This is a genomic window from Caballeronia sp. PC1 (assembly GCF_021353155.1).
In the GTDB taxonomy this organism is placed as follows: domain Bacteria; phylum Pseudomonadota; class Gammaproteobacteria; order Burkholderiales; family Burkholderiaceae; genus Caballeronia; species Caballeronia cordobensis.
In genome coordinates this window covers 208,288-222,375 of sequence record NZ_JAJUBH010000003.1, presented here as the reverse complement: position 1 = coordinate 222,375, position 14,088 = coordinate 208,288, and the positions used below count along the sequence as shown (strand labels likewise).

Here is a 14,088-nt window from a genome sequence, read left to right as displayed (position 1 = left end):
GGTCACGCCTGGTCGAACCAGACGCGCGCGAAGTTGGCGCGCGAATGGCTGGCGGTGTCGGTGACGTTGCGCAGGTTCTTCGCCCAGACGCCGAACCAGCGGAACTCGAACAGATTGATGAGCGACAGGTCGCGTTGCGCGATCTTCTGTAACTGCGCGTACAGCTCGCGCCGCCTGGCCGGGTCGGTTTCCGTCTGCGCCGCTTCGATCACGCGGTCCATTTCGGGGCTCGCGTAGCCGGATGCGTTGAACCACGGCGTGCCGTTGGAGGCCGCCTTCGACCAGTAATGCTGCTCGATGCCGATCTGCGGATCGAGCCCGTCCGTGCCCCAGCTGCTGATGAGCTGGAAGTTGTAGTCGGTGAAGACGTTCTTGATCCAGGTCGGCAGGTCTTGCCCGCGCAGATTCACGTCGATGCCCACGCGGCGCAGCGCCTGACGCACGAATTCGCCGGTGCGGCGGTAGTCGTCGCCATAGGGAATGAAATCGTGATCGATTTTGAAGCGCCAGCCGTCCGCCTTCTTGGGAAAGCCGGCCTGATCGAGCAACGCTTCCGCGCGCTTCGGATCGTACGGATACTGTTGCGTATCCGGCGTGTAAAACGCCTTGACGAGCGACGATTCCGGCCCCGTGGCGGGCACCGCGTAGCCGCCCCAGACGGTCTTGACCAGCACGTCGCGGTTGATCGCGTGCGCGATGGCCTGACGCACTTCGAGCTTGCCGAGGATCGGATCGCGCAGGTTGGGTTCGAGCCAGAGCCACGCCGCATAGCCGTTATAGCCTTCGCGCGAGACGATGAGATTCGGCAGCTTCGCGAGCCGGTCCGCATCCGCGAACGTCACCGGATTGCGCTCGCCGTATTGCGCCGCGCCGGTTTCGAGCGCGGTGGCGCGGCCCGAGACGTCCGGCGTGATCTTCCATGTGATGCGGTCGAGATAGGGCTGGCCGGGCGCCCAGTATTTCTCGAAACGGTCCAGCACGATACGGTCGCCGCGCGCCCATTCGGTGAACTTGAACGGACCCGTGCCGACCGGCTTGTTGTTGTACGGATTGTTGCGGATGTCCGTGTTCTCGTAGAGATGCTTCGGCAGGATCGGCGTGCCGAGCGAATCGAGAATGCCGAAGGTCGCGGGCGTCGATTTCGACAGATGCAGCACGACCGTATGCGCGTCCGGCGTATCGATCTTCGTCAGGTATTGCAGCACGCGGCGCGATGCCGGACTGATCTTGAGCCACACTTCCTCGGCGGAGAACTTGACGTCGGCGGAGGTGAAGGGCTGGCCGTCGTGCCACAGCGCATTGCGCCGCAGCCTGAAGGTCCACGCGAGGCCGTCCTGCGAGACGTTCCAGCTTTCGGCGAGCTGCGGGCGCGGCTTCAGGTCGGGACCGTACTCGACGAGGCCATCGAATACCTTGCTCGCCACCGCGCCGATCATCGTCGCGGAGTTGACGAAGAACGCCAGCGTCGGCGGTTCCGGATGGATCACCGCCGTGAGCGTGCCGCCGCGTTTCGCGCCGTTCAGCGTGACCGGCGTCGCCTCGGTCGCGGCCCATGCGTTGCCGCTGAACACGAACGGCGTCGCCGCGCCCGCGAGCAGCGCGCCCGCGCCCTTGAGCAGTCTGCGCCGTTTCAGATCGGCAACCGCCGCGCCCAGCGGATCATCGCGGAACAGCAGCGGCGAGGTTGAAGTCGGCTGTGGCTTGCTCTTGTAAGTCACGATCCATTTTCCTTGTGTTGAATGACGATGACGGCACCGCGTCGATCAATGCGCGCGTGTAATCGTGTTGCGGCGCAGTCCAGATGGAGGTGTGATCGCCGCTTTCGACGATGCGTCCCGCCTGCATCACGAGCACGCGATCGGCGATATAGCGGACCACCGACAGGTCGTGCGAGATGAACAGCAGCGCGAGGCCGAGCTCGTGCTTGAGATCGGCGAGCAGGTCGAGAATCTGCGCCTGAATGGAGACATCGAGCGCGGACACGGGCTCGTCGCAGATGACGAGTTCCGGCCTGAGCACGAGCGCGCGCGCGATGCCGATGCGTTGCCGCTGCCCGCCGGAGAATTCGTGCGGATAGCGCCGCAGCGCGGCTTGCGGCAGCCCGACCGCATCGACGATGCGGCGAATCCGCTCGTGCCGTTCGCGCCGGTTCGAGACGCCGTGAATGGCGAGCGCATGACCGAGCGTGCGTTCGACCGTATGACGCGGATTGAGCGAGCCGTACGGGTCCTGAAAGATCATCTGCACGCGCCTTCGATACGGCCGCAACGCGCGCCTTGCGCGATGCGCGACGTCTTCGCCGTCGAACACGATGCTGCCGCCCGTGGGCTCGACGAGCCGCGTCAGCGCGCGCGAAAGCGAGGACTTGCCGCATCCCGATTCGCCGACGAGACCCACGGTTTCGCCCGCGCGAATCGCGAAGCTCACGCCGTCCACGGCGCGCACGCCGTGATAGTCGACGCGCACGTCGCGGGCTTCCAGCAGCACGCGGGCGTGCGTGGCGGCGGCAGGGCGCGGCGGCGTGCGCGGTGCGTCCGTGAGCCGCGCGTCGCGGTAATGCAGCCCCGCGCCGAAGTTCAGCGACGCGCCGAGCAGCGCGCGCGTGTAGGGCTGCGATGGCTGCGCGAAGAGTTGCGCGCCCGGCGCTTCCTCGATTTTCGCGCCGTCCTTCATGACGACCACGCGATCCGCCCAGCGCCCGACTACGCCGAGATCGTGCGTGATGAGCAGCACGGCCATCGACAGTTCGCGCCGCAGGCTGTCGATGAGGCCCAGAATCTGCGCCTGGATGGTGACGTCGAGCGCGGTGGTCGGCTCGTCGGCGATCAGGAGGCCGGGCCGGCAGGCGACCGCGATGGCGATCATCACGCGCTGGCGCTGTCCGCCCGATAGCTGATGCGGATAGTGCCCGAAGCGGCGGCCCGGCTCGGGCAACCGCACGAGTTCGAGCAGTTCGAGCGCTTGCTTGCGCGCGGACTGCGCGGACATCGGCCGATGCAGCGTCAGCGCTTCGGCGACCTGTTTGCCGATGGGCTGTAGCGGGTTCAGCGAGGTCATCGGCTCCTGAAAGATCATGCTGATGCGATTGCCCCGCAGCGCGCTCCAGTCGCGTTCGTTTCGCCCGAAAAGCGGCTGATCCTCGAAGCGGATTGCGCCCTGCACATGCGCCTGGCGGGGCAGGAGGCCCATCGTCGCGAGGGCGATGGTGGATTTGCCGCTGCCGGATTCGCCGACGAGCGCGACGATCTCGCCGCGCGCCATCGTCAGATCGAAAGGACGAACCGCCGCATGTCCGCCGAAGGACACGCTCAACCGGTCGATGTGCAGCAGCGGCGTCGCGGCGCTCATGCCGACTGCCCGGACAGATCGCGGAAGCCCGCGGCCGTGTGGCTTGCGCCGAGCCGCGCGCCGCCGCCGAAGAGCTTTTCGCGCAGCGTGCCCTCTGCATACGCCGTCTTGTAGATGCCGCGCGACTGCAATTCGGGAATGACGAGATCGATGAAATCCTCGTAGCTTTCCGGCGTCACCGTGCGCGTGAGATTGAAGCCGTCGATGCCGGCTTCCTCGACCCAGGACTGCAGCGCATCGGCCACCTGACCCGGATCGCCGACGAGGGTCGTGTAGCGTCCGCCCAGTTGCATCTGTTCGAGCAGATGGCGCACGGTGACGCCGCGCTTGCCGTCGGTCACGCGCTGCACGGAGGATTCGATGCCGCGCCCCTTGTGGCCGCCGGGCGGCGCGATTTCGTCGTCCAGCGCATAGGTCGAATAGTCGATGCCGCTGCCCGCCGCGAAGTGCGCGAGGCCCGCTTCGGGGCTGGCATGGCGCGCGTACTCGGCGAACTTCTCTTCGGCCTCGCGCTGCGTGCGGCCCACGATCACGGTGATGCCCATGATGATCTTCAGATCGCCCGCGTCGCGCCCGGCTGCGACGGCTTGCGCGCGCAGCGCGTCGACCAGCTTGCGCGTGCCTTCCTTGCTCTGGCTCGACACGAACACGCATTCCGCGTGACGCACGGTAAAGGCCTGGCCGCGCCCCGACGATCCCGCCTGAAAGAGCACCGGCGTGCGCTGCGGCGACGGCTCGCACAGGTGATAGCCTTCGACGTCGTAATAGCGGCCGCGATGATGCAGCTTGCGGACTTTCGCGGGATCGGCAAATACGCGCGCTTCGCGGTCGCGCAGCACCGCGTCGTCCTGCCAGCTTCCTTCCCACAGCTTGTAGAGCACGTCGAGATATTCGTCGGCGCGGTCGTAGCGCTCGTCGTGCGCGCTCATCCCGGCCGCGCCCATCGCGCGCGCGGCGCTGTCGAGATAACCCGTCACGATGTTCCAGCCGATGCGGCCTTCGGTCAGATGATCGAGCGTCGAGAAACGCCGCGCGAGCAGATAGGGCGCTTCATACGTGAGATTCACCGTGATGCCGAAGCCGAGGTTCTGCGTCGCGGCGGCCATCGCGGAGACGAGCATCATCGGATCGTTGACCGGCAATTGCACCGATTCCTTCAGCGCGACATCGACCGATTGCCCGTAGATGTCGTACACGCCGACGATGTCCGCGATGAACAGCCCGTCGAACAGGCCGCGTTCGAGCAGCTTCGCGAGATCGGTCCAGTACGAGAGCTTGCGGTAGTCCGTCGAACGGTCGCGCGGATGGGTCCAGAGGCCATGATTGATATGGCCGACGCAGTTCATGTTGAACGCGTTCAGAATGATGTGCTTCTTGCTCATGGAAGGGCCTGAGGCGAACGAGGAAAAGTCAGGCCACGCCGATGCGCCATTGCCCCGGCGGCAGCGTGCCGTTCACGGCGAAATCGCCGACGATGCGGTCCTTGTAGATGCGCGGGTTATGCGACGCGATGGTGCGTGCGTTGCGCCAGTAGCGGTCGAGCCCGGCGGTGCGCAGCGTCGCGGAGGCGCCGAGCGCGTCGAACACGTTCGCGCTCGCATCGAGAACGAGTTGCGACGCGACCGTCTGCGCCTGCCAGATTTCGATTTCGGTTTCCGCGATGACGGCGAGCGCGTCGGGCCGGTCGAACGAGGCCGCCGCGCGTTCCAGCGCGCGCGCCGCCTGTGCGACGATCGCGCCGGCCGTCCAGGCGTGCGCGCGGGCGCGGCCGACCACCTGAAGCAGTTGCGGGTCGTCCCCGGCGCGTGTGCTCGACGCGCGGCTGTAGCTGCGCGTGCGCGCGGCGACCGCGGCGGCTGCATCGTTCGCCACCGCGCGGCCGATGCCCGCGAGCGTCGCCAGATGCACGAGCTGATAGAACGCTTCCGAGTACGGAAACGGCGCGCGGCCCGCGACGATCTCGCGTTCATCGACCTTCACGTTGTTGAAGCGGCTCGTGCCGCTTGCGGTGAGTCGCTGGCCCATGCCGTCCCAGTCGTCGATCACCTCCACGCCGTCCGTATGCCGATCGACCGTGACGGATACCGCCGCATCGTCCGCGTCCGTTGCGCCGACGTGAATCCAGTCGGCGAAGAGCGAGCCGGTCGTATAGAACTTCGCGCCGTTCAGATGCCAGCCGTCCGCACTGCGCGTGAGACGCGTCGCGAACTGGCTCTGGCGCGCTTCGCCGGTCTCGGACCACGCCGCGCCGACGATCGCGCCCTTGCCGAGCCGCGAGAGCCAGCGCTCGCGGCGTTCCGCGGGGCTGTCCAGCGCATGCTCGGTAAAGCCGAAATGGGCGCGCAGGGCCTGCGTGATGTTGGAATCCGCTTCCGATAATTCGATCAGCAGTTCGAACAATTCGACGAGCCTGATGCCTTCGCCGCCATGCTCTTGAGGCACGCGCAACGACGTGAAGCCCGCATCGCGCAGCCATGCGATTTCTTCGACGGGCAGACGGCGATCGAGTTCGCGCGTCACGCTTTGTGCGCGGATGCGCGCGAACAGCGGCCGGAATCTCGCGGCCAGCGCGGCGTAGTGTTCCGTGGGACCAGCGCCCCACGCGGGGCCGACGACGGCATCGGAGGGCAGGGGAGCAGTGCGATCGAAAGGCATGGCGCTTGTGCGTGATTCGTCAAAGCGACGATTATCTGCAACGAACGCGCCGGCGCTAAACGACGAATTATCAGAAGCTAAGGCGAAATCAACTCATAACCCGCGATCCAGTCATATAGCTGTTCGACTTCGGCCCGAATGGGACGCTGCGTATTGCGCATCAGGAAGTATCCGCGGCCGGGGCGCACGCTCAGTGAAGAGAGCCGCGCCAGTCTTCCGCTGCGAATCTCGCCGTCGAGCAGATAGCGCGTGCCGAGCGTGACGCCGCGCCCGCGGATGGCGGCATCCACCAGCACGATGTAGTTGTTGCCGTACTCGGTCGCCTTCACGCGCCGCGGATCGATTCCCACCGCTGCGAACCACGCGGACCAGTTGATCCAGTTCGGTTCGAGCCGTTCATATTCCAGCAGCGTCTGGGTCAGCAAGGCTTCCGGGCCGTCTCCACTCAGCGGATGACTCGCGATGTAAGCGGGACTCGCCACCGGAAATATCTCCTCCTCGAACAGCATGCGTCCCGTCCAGTCGATCCGCTGGCCCGCCGCGTACACGACGGCGAGATCCACGCTGTCATGAAAAAGATCGGCGGTGTGATCGGACGTGATCGTGCGAATGCTCGCCGCGAAGCTCGGGTTGCGGTCGCGGAAGTCGTTCATGACTTCGTTCAGCCAGAAATGCGAGATCGCCGTGTTCCCTGCCAGCGTGACCACGGCGTTGCTCCGCTTCACGCTCACTTCATCCACGGCATCGGCGAGATAGTTGAAGGCCGCGCTGACCTTGCCGTGCAGCTGCGCGCCGCGAGGCGACAACTGCACGCGGCGTCCCACCCGTTCGAAAAGGGCAAAGCCCAGACCTTCCTCCAGTTGCCGGATCTGCTTGCTGACCGCCGCTTGCGAGACGTGCAGTTCCTCGGCGGCGCGGGTGAAATTCAGCGTTCGAGCTGCCGCCTCGAAAAACATCAGACCGGTCATCGGCGGGAGTCGGTGGCGCAGGCTTTTCATAACCGTGGGTTATCGAAAAAGATGAGATTTCATCTGTGTACAGCGAAATATGCGTCTCGTAAAGTCTTCTATAAGCGAGTTACGGCGGCGAATTCCAAAGCGGTCCGTGAAACGCACACATAACTCATAGTGATTTGATCCCCATAGGAAAGCCTTCATGACGACGCTGGACTGGCATCGCGAACGCCGCGATCTCTCGGATGTTCAAACGCTCGATCAAGCATCGGCCGGCCTGGAAATCGACCTTCGGGCGGTGCGCGCATACCGCCTCGCTCGCGTGCGCGCCGAGATGCGCACACGCGGCATTGCCGCGCTGATCGTCAGCGATCCGGTGAACATCCGCTATGCGACCGGCGCGCGCAACATGCAGATCTTTTGCGCGCGCAATACGCCGTCGCGGTATCTCATCGTGACGGAACACCGGACCATTCTCTTCGAGTTCACCGGTTGCGAGCATCTGGCCGCCGGGCTGGAAACCATCGATGAAGTGCGGCCCTCGTCCACGGCCAGCTTCGTCGCGGCAGGACCGGATATCGCGCGGCGGGAACGGGCATGGGCCGCCGAGATGGCCGCAACGCTGACGGAACTCGCCGGACCGAATGCGACGGTCGGCATCGAGCGCATGAACGCCGGAACCGCGATCGCGCTGGCCAGCCACGGCGTGCATCTGGTCGATGCGCAGGAGCCGATCGAAATGGCGCGCGCCATCAAGTCGGCCGAAGAACTCAAGTGCATCGTCGCTTCGCTGCGCGCGACCGAGATTGCCGTGGGCAAGCTGCGCGATGCGATCCGGCCCGGCATGACGGAGAACGAGTTGTGGTCGGTGCTGCATCAATCGGTGATTGCGCAGGACGGCGACTACGTGGAAACGCGTCTTCTCAGCGCGGGTCAGCGCACCAATCCATGGTTTCAGGAAACGTCGAGCCATGTGATCGAAGCGAACCGGCTGATCGCGCTCGATACCGATGTGGTCGGTTGCCACGGCTATTACTCGGACTTCTCACGCACCTTTCATGCGGGACCGGACAAGCCGGGCGAGAACCAGCGCACGCTCTACAAGCTCGCGCATGAGCAGGTGCATCACAACATCGACGTGATTCGTCCGGGCATGACGTTCAGGGAATACAGCGACAAGGCCTGGAACATTCCGCAGAAGTATCACGCGAACCGCTATTACCTGTCGGCGCATGGCTGCGGCATGACGGGCGAGTATCCGTATCTCTACCACCACGCGGACTTCGGCGCGTCGGGATACGACGGCGAAATTCAGCCGGGCATGACGCTGTGCGTGGAGAGTTACATCGGCGAAGAGGGCGGGCAAGAGGGCGTGAAGCTGGAGCAGCAGCTTCTCGTGACCGAGACGGGCACCCGGTTGCTTTCGCAGTTTCCTTTCGAAGAGGCCTTGCTGAAATAGCCAGATGAATGAGTGAGTGCAATCCAACTATTTTTCCCCGAAATGGACGTGTCGAAAATGATCAGGTTTATTCGATTGCTCAAGTTTCTTTTGCCCGTTGCGCTGCTGCTTTCGGCCGTATCGGCGCGTGCGGACGACAAGTCGCTCACCATTGGCGTGAACAACTGGGCGGAGAACATCGCCGTTGCGAACATGTGGAAGATTCTTCTCGGCGAGAAGGGTTATCAGGTCCGGCTGCAAAACGCGGACAAGGCATTGCTCTACAACAGTGTCGCGCAGGGAAAGATCGATGTGACCTTCGAAGTGTGGCTGCCCTCGGGGGACAAGCCCGCGTTCGACAAGGTCAAGGATAGCGTCGTGCGAATCGGGCCCTGGTTCAAGGAGGCGAATCTCGGCCTCGTCGTGCCCGACTACGTTGCGATCGATAGTATCGATCAGTTGAACGCGAACAAGAACCTCTTTGCTTCGAGCGGACGCCCGAAGATCGTCGGCATCGATTCGGGCAGCAGTCTCATGCAACTGACGGAGAAAGCGAAGACAGCGTATGGCCTTGATTACGACGTTCAGTCATCGTCCGAGTCGGCGATGGTCTTGTCGCTCGAACGCGCGATTCAGCGCAAGGAGCCCATTGTCGTGACCTTGTGGAAGCCGCACTGGATCTGGTCCAAATACAAGCTCAAATATCTTCGCGATCCCAAGGCCGCTTACGGCGCGACGGATTCGATCTACGGCATTGAGACGCAGGCATTCAAGCAGAAGCATCCCGATCCCGAACGGTGGTTGCAGCAATGGAAGATGGACGACGACTCGCTCGGCAGTCTGATGTCGGAGATCATCAAGCAGGGCGTCTCGACGCCGGAGAAAGGCGCGAAGGGGTGGGTCGATGCCAATCGTCCGCTGGTTCAGCAATGGATGCGTTGAGCCGGCATCTTTCATCATTCGCACTGAGATCTTCTGTCATGACATTTGCCCAATCCACTCCGATCATCTCCAAAGAACCCGCGCCTTCCGATATCGAACGAATGACCGCACGCTGGGAAACCTGGCATTGCGACAGCCGCGAGTTTCAGCATTGCTATGTGCCAGGCGCGACGTTCTATGTGGTTCGCGGCCGCGCGCATCTGACGTTTTCGCACGGCGCAGCGCTTTCGATCGAGGCGGGCGATCTCGTATCGATAGGCGAAGGCGCGCAGGCGCAATGGGCGATTTCGGCGCCGGTCGAAACGCGCTACACGTATCACGATCACGATCATGGCGATGCGTCGTCGGAGAACTGAGCATGAGCAATGCCGTGGAGTTCGACTATGTGATAGGCGGCGCGGGGTCGGCGGGTTGCGTGCTGGCCCGCCGGCTTGCCGACGCGGGCAATCGCGTGCTGTTGATCGAAGCCGGCCCGCGCGATAACGCGTGGGTCATTCGCATGCCGGCCGGCCTGCGGTCCATCTTCAAACCGAGTTCGCGCTACAACTACTGGTTTCAGACCGAACCGCAAAGCAATCTCGACAACCGGCGCATTCAGCAACCGCGCGGCCGCGTGCTCGGCGGATCGTCGTCCATCAACGGCATGACGTGGCTGCGCGGACATCCGCTCGATTACGACCGCTGGGAACGGGAAGGCGCACAGGGCTGGGGATGGAAGCACTGCCTGCCTTACTTTCGCCGAATCGAGCGAAGTGACGTGGGCGGCGCGTATCGCGGCGCGGAAGGTTTCATCCACGCGCAGCGGCAGGAGACACTGTGCCCGCTCAATCAGGCGTTTCTCGACGCCGGTGTGGAAGCGGGCTATCCGCTTACCGACGATGTGAACGGTTATCGACAGGAAGGCGTGTCGCGCTTCGAAATGAGCGTCGATCGCGGAATCCGCAATAGCGCCTCATACGGTTATCTTCATTCGCGCAAGGAAGATGGAAACCTGACCGTCTGGACGCAGAGTGCGCTCAGGCGCATCAATTTCAACGGGAACACGGCGACGGGATTCGAAGTGCTGCGCGGCGGCTCGACGGTCAACGTCATCGCCAGAAAAGAAACGCTGCTATGCGCGGGCGTGTTCGGTTCGCCGCAATTGCTGATGTTATCCGGCATCGGACCGGGCGGGCATCTGAAAGAAAAGGGCGTGCAGCCGAGAGTCGATTCGCCGGGCGTTGGCCTGAATCTGCAGGATCATCTGGAATGCCATATCCAGATCGAAACGAAGGAGCCGGTCTCGCTCAATCAGGAGCTTCGGCTTCACAGAATGTTTCTTGCGGGCGTTCAATGGTTTGCATGCAAGTCCGGCGTGGCGTCGGTGAATCAGTGTCACGTTGGCGCGTTTCTGAAAAGCGGTGTGGAGATAGCGCATCCGGATATCCAGTTTCATTTCTTTCCCGTCTTCTTCGACAAGAACTGGATTCCTACGCGCCGCACAAATCGTTATCGCATCGGCGTCGGTCCAATGCGGCCGACGAGCCGCGGACACGTGCGCCTGAAGTCCGCCGATGTGGACGATCCGCTGCTGATCGACCCGAATTACATGGACACGGAGGAAGACTGGCGCGTGATGCGAGAGGCGGTTCGGCTCGGCCTGCTGTTCTCCCGGCAACCCGCGTTCCGGCGCTTTCATCATCGCGAGGACATGCCCGGCGAAGACGTGAGCGATAGCAGTGCGCTCGATCGATTCATTCGAGCGGATGCTTCCAGCGCGTACCATCCTTGCGGCACATGCAGAATGGGCGCGAAGGACGACCGGACCGCCGTCGTCGATTCCGATCTGAAGGTGAGAGGCGTCGAGCGGCTGCGCGTGATCGATGCGTCGGTCATGCCGTCCGTGCCGAGCGCGAACATCAACGCGGCGACGATCATGCTGGCCGAGCGCGCGAGCGATCTGGTTCTGGGGCGTCCGGCGTTGCAGGCCGAATGGCTGGCGTTCGCGGCGTGAGGTTGAGCGTGTCGAGATCTTCAGTCGTAGTCGAGGCAGTTCGCGCCGGGTCCGGCATACGGTTCGACCGGCGTGTTCGCATCGAATAGCTTGACTCTTTGCAGGCCTTCCATGACGCCGAGGCGAATGTGATCCTGCTGCAATCGGCCGCGCAGGTAGTTCAGCGTCGAATCGGCGCCGGGCATCGCGGTCAGCGGCTTCGAGAGCGGCTTGAAGAAGTTGTCCCAGTGCACGGGAATGACGAGCGAGGGGCGCGCGCAGCCCACGGTATTGTCGTAGTAACGCGCGCGGAAATCGGAACCGCCCGTGAGCAGTCCGGCAGTGGACAGGAACACGGTTTCCGCATGCACGTTGTACAAGGCGCCCGCTTCGAAGTTGGCGGACGCGACCACCAGTATGCTGTGTCCGCCGTTACGGATCAGGAGGTCATACGTGCGGCCTTCGACAAAGGCCTTCGCGGGGGCAGGCAACGTAAGCGGCGTGCGAATCTGCTGACCCAGATCGTCGTTGATGAAGCGGATCGGCGGCGAATGCTTCGAGGGTATCGGCGTGACCTCGAAGTTGCCGACGCGATTGCCTTGTCCGCTTACGAGATGAACGCGCTGTTTCTCCTCGAGACCGCCGCCGCGCCCGATGTTGAGCACGCTGTTCGATCCATATAGCCGCGCGCCGGTCTTGTGCGCGAGATAGGCGACGTCGAGCGCGTGATCGTAATGCGCATGCGTCACGAAGATGCCCTTGACGCGGGTCGCGCCCGTCTGCTTCAGGATGTCGTTGACCACGCTGGGTGCGGTCTGCACTTTATCGAATGCGACGGTGGCGATCGATGGTCGCGTGATGAACGCGTCGACGAGAATCTGCGTGTCGCCGTCGTCGAACAGAAGGGTGGTGGTACCCAGAAACGTGACCGTGATCGTTCCGGGACGCGCTGCCTGCGTATAGTCCGGCAGCTTCTCGTCGCCGGATACCGTGAGCGCCACGGCGCGTGCGGCGGTGACGAGCGCGAGGCACACGAGCAGCGCGGCGATCAGCAGATTTCTCATGGCCAACTCCCTTGAACCCGTTGCGAGCGAAAGCCCCGTGCGGTCGCACGGCTTCGTTGCCAAGGATAGGGAAATAAACCGTGAACCGGGGCATCGCGTTTCCACGGATTGCAAGATGGCCGCGCGACAAGCGGTGAGGCCAGTTCAAAGCGCGCCCTCGCCGCTCGTCTATGCAAAAGAGCGGAACGCGTCACGACATCGAGGCTCAACGCGCCATGAACCATGCTGCCATTTCAGCCCATCATCACGTCGGTAGCCTTGCCGATCCCGTTCGCATTCTCGGCGTGCCGATCTCGTCCTATTCGCGCGCGTTGCTCCAGACGCTGGCGCAGCGCGCGAATCTGCCTTCGGTCTACGTGACGAGCGCCGAGCGCGCCGTATGCGATCAGGCGCGAATCTTCTTTCAGAAGCATGTGGTGGAAGGCAAGGAAGCGTCGTACAAGAATCACGCGGTCCCGAAGATCATCGCGCATGCGCGGGCGTTGCATGCGAACCATGCGGGCGAGCGCGTCGCCATTGCCTATCTGATCCGCGCCATCGAGGGCGTTCATGGCGGACCGCAGTCGATCTCGCGGCACCTGGGGCGCAGCCCGTTCGTCGAAGTATTCGACGTCGCTCACTACAGCGGCCCGACCACCGGGCCGGGCAGGCGCAACAGCATGGAGCCCGCTCAGGCGAAGGCGTTTCTGGAAGCATGCCGCACCTTCATGGCGTTTCCGATCCTCCGGCTGGGCCATTCCGTCGAACTGGGTTTCACCTATGCCGGCGAGTTCAAGGACGAAAAGTGCTTTCACTTCGAGGTCGCTCAGCCGGCCTTCGACCGCCTGTCGATACCCGGCGGCGCTTTGACGGCCTAGCGCTTCGCATGCATTCATCGATCCGATGAAATTCGCCGTCACCGTGGTTTCGCCGCCGGGCTATGTGCATTCCGCCGCCTTCCATGAAGTGGCCGAGACGCTCCATTACGCGCTGCTCGCGCTCGGTCACGACAGCGTGATGACGCGCGAAGGATGGCTCGACGGGCGGCGTCACATCGTGCTCGGCTCGAATCTGCTGCCGCACTACGCGTTGACGCTCGCGCCCGATGCGATTCTCTACAACCTCGAACAGGTCCACGCGGGCTCGCCGTGGATCACGCCGCCATTCCTCGCGCTCCTGCGCCGTTATGCCGTGTGGGACTACGACGCCGCCAACGCGCGCGCCTTCGCGGCCCTTGGCGTGCGCGTCGAACGCGTCGTGCCGGTCGGATACGTGCCGGAACTCACGCGTATCCGTTTTGCCGAGCCGCGCGATATCGACGTGCTGTTCATCGGCTCGCTGTGCCCGCGGCGCACGCGGGTCATCGAGCGCATGCGCGCCGCGGGCATCGGCATCGTCGCTGCGTTCGGCGTGTACGGCCGCGCTCGCGACCGGCTCATCGCGCGCGCGAAGCTGCTGTTCAACGTGCATGGCCGCGCGGACGGCGTGTTCGAGATGGTGCGGGTTTCATATCTGCTCGCGAACGGATGCGCGGTCCTGAGCGAGCGCTGCGCGAATGCGAGCGATGAAGCGCCGCTTGCGCACGCGATCGCCTTCGCCGATTACGATGCGCTGCCCGACCGCGCCGCCGCGCTCGTCGCATCCTTAGACGAGCGCGAGCGGCTTGCGCGCGCGGGTTTCATGGAGATGCAATCGCGCCGCGCGGCGGACTATCTGCGCGCCGCGCTCGCCTGAGCC

General features: G+C 63.8%; 12 protein-coding genes. 6 read left to right on the top strand and 6 right to left on the bottom strand.

Annotated features, from left to right (window positions below):
* Positions 1 to 2: 2 nt before the first annotated feature.
* The 5 genes from LY284_RS25655 to LY284_RS25635 form a co-directional block, all read right to left on the bottom strand.
* Positions 3 to 1,718 carry an ABC transporter substrate-binding protein gene (locus tag LY284_RS25655; protein ID WP_045459865.1) on the bottom strand — a complete coding sequence of 572 codons (1,716 nt, stop codon included), beginning with the start codon at positions 1,716 to 1,718 and terminating at the stop codon, positions 3 to 5.
* Entirely contained in the window at positions 1,660 to 3,348 is a 1,689-nt protein-coding gene (locus LY284_RS25650) for an ABC transporter ATP-binding protein (RefSeq protein ID WP_233388735.1), read from the bottom strand. The genes LY284_RS25655 and LY284_RS25650 overlap by 59 nt, the downstream gene beginning before the upstream one ends.
* Positions 3,345 to 4,730 carry an LLM class flavin-dependent oxidoreductase gene (locus LY284_RS25645; protein ID WP_233388733.1) on the bottom strand — a complete coding sequence of 462 codons (1,386 nt, stop codon included), beginning with the start codon at positions 4,728 to 4,730 and terminating at the stop codon, positions 3,345 to 3,347. The genes LY284_RS25650 and LY284_RS25645 overlap by 4 nt, the downstream gene beginning before the upstream one ends.
* Before the next feature lie 28 nt (positions 4,731 to 4,758).
* Positions 4,759 to 6,003: an acyl-CoA dehydrogenase family protein gene (locus LY284_RS25640; RefSeq protein WP_233388731.1), complete on the bottom strand. Its 1,245-nt coding sequence runs from the start codon at positions 6,001 to 6,003 to the stop codon at positions 4,759 to 4,761.
* Positions 6,004 to 6,080: 77 nt separating this feature from the next.
* A complete protein-coding gene (locus LY284_RS25635; RefSeq protein ID WP_233388729.1) occupies positions 6,081 to 6,971 on the bottom strand; it encodes a LysR substrate-binding domain-containing protein in 891 nt (296 codons plus the stop codon).
* A gap of 187 nt (positions 6,972 to 7,158) precedes the next feature.
* Between LY284_RS25635 and LY284_RS25630 the strand changes: the two genes are divergently transcribed.
* From LY284_RS25630 to LY284_RS25615, 4 genes are read left to right on the top strand one after another with little or no spacing between them, the layout of a single operon-like run.
* On the top strand, positions 7,159 to 8,415 hold the full coding sequence (locus tag LY284_RS25630) for a Xaa-Pro peptidase family protein (protein ID WP_233388727.1): 1,257 nt from the start codon (positions 7,159 to 7,161) through the stop codon (positions 8,413 to 8,415).
* Between the two features lie 57 nt (positions 8,416 to 8,472).
* A complete protein-coding gene (locus LY284_RS25625) occupies positions 8,473 to 9,336 on the top strand; it encodes a glycine betaine ABC transporter substrate-binding protein (RefSeq protein WP_233388725.1) in 864 nt (287 codons plus the stop codon).
* 38 nt (positions 9,337 to 9,374) lie between these two features.
* Positions 9,375 to 9,692 (top strand): cupin domain-containing protein, encoded by a 318-nt coding sequence (locus tag LY284_RS25620; protein ID WP_233388723.1) that lies wholly within the window; start codon positions 9,375 to 9,377, stop codon positions 9,690 to 9,692.
* Between the two features lie 2 nt (positions 9,693 to 9,694).
* Positions 9,695 to 11,329: a choline dehydrogenase gene (locus tag LY284_RS25615; RefSeq protein ID WP_233388721.1), complete on the top strand. Its 1,635-nt coding sequence runs from the start codon at positions 9,695 to 9,697 to the stop codon at positions 11,327 to 11,329.
* Positions 11,330 to 11,349: 20 nt separating this feature from the next.
* On the opposite strand, the gene LY284_RS25610 is transcribed toward LY284_RS25615, so the two are convergent.
* On the bottom strand, positions 11,350 to 12,372 hold the full coding sequence (locus LY284_RS25610; RefSeq protein WP_233388719.1) for an MBL fold metallo-hydrolase: 1,023 nt from the start codon (positions 12,370 to 12,372) through the stop codon (positions 11,350 to 11,352).
* 215 nt (positions 12,373 to 12,587) lie between these two features.
* Between LY284_RS25610 and LY284_RS25605 the strand changes: the two genes are divergently transcribed.
* Positions 12,588 to 13,229: a hypothetical protein gene (locus LY284_RS25605; RefSeq protein ID WP_233388717.1), complete on the top strand. Its 642-nt coding sequence runs from the start codon at positions 12,588 to 12,590 to the stop codon at positions 13,227 to 13,229.
* Positions 13,230 to 13,254: 25 nt separating this feature from the next.
* Positions 13,255 to 14,085 carry a hypothetical protein gene (locus LY284_RS25600; protein ID WP_233388715.1) on the top strand — a complete coding sequence of 277 codons (831 nt, stop codon included), beginning with the start codon at positions 13,255 to 13,257 and terminating at the stop codon, positions 14,083 to 14,085.
* The last annotated feature ends 3 nt before the right edge of the window (positions 14,086 to 14,088 follow it).

Coding starts and splice junctions, on each gene's coding strand:
- LY284_RS25650 (WP_233388735.1), bottom strand. CDS start 3,348: ATGAGCGCCGCGACGCCGCTGCTGCACATCGACCGGTTGAGCGTGTCC.
- LY284_RS25645 (WP_233388733.1), bottom strand. CDS start 4,730: ATGAGCAAGAAGCACATCATTCTGAACGCGTTCAACATGAACTGCGTC.
- LY284_RS25640 (WP_233388731.1), bottom strand. CDS start 6,003: ATGCCTTTCGATCGCACTGCTCCCCTGCCCTCCGATGCCGTCGTCGGC.
- LY284_RS25635 (WP_233388729.1), bottom strand. CDS start 6,971: ATGACCGGTCTGATGTTTTTCGAGGCGGCAGCTCGAACGCTGAATTTC.
- LY284_RS25630 (WP_233388727.1), top strand. CDS start 7,159: ATGACGACGCTGGACTGGCATCGCGAACGCCGCGATCTCTCGGATGTT.
- LY284_RS25625 (WP_233388725.1), top strand. CDS start 8,473: ATGATCAGGTTTATTCGATTGCTCAAGTTTCTTTTGCCCGTTGCGCTG.
- LY284_RS25620 (WP_233388723.1), top strand. CDS start 9,375: ATGACATTTGCCCAATCCACTCCGATCATCTCCAAAGAACCCGCGCCT.
- LY284_RS25615 (WP_233388721.1), top strand. CDS start 9,695: ATGAGCAATGCCGTGGAGTTCGACTATGTGATAGGCGGCGCGGGGTCG.
- LY284_RS25610 (WP_233388719.1), bottom strand. CDS start 12,372: ATGAGAAATCTGCTGATCGCCGCGCTGCTCGTGTGCCTCGCGCTCGTC.
- LY284_RS25605 (WP_233388717.1), top strand. CDS start 12,588: ATGAACCATGCTGCCATTTCAGCCCATCATCACGTCGGTAGCCTTGCC.
- LY284_RS25600 (WP_233388715.1), top strand. CDS start 13,255: ATGAAATTCGCCGTCACCGTGGTTTCGCCGCCGGGCTATGTGCATTCC.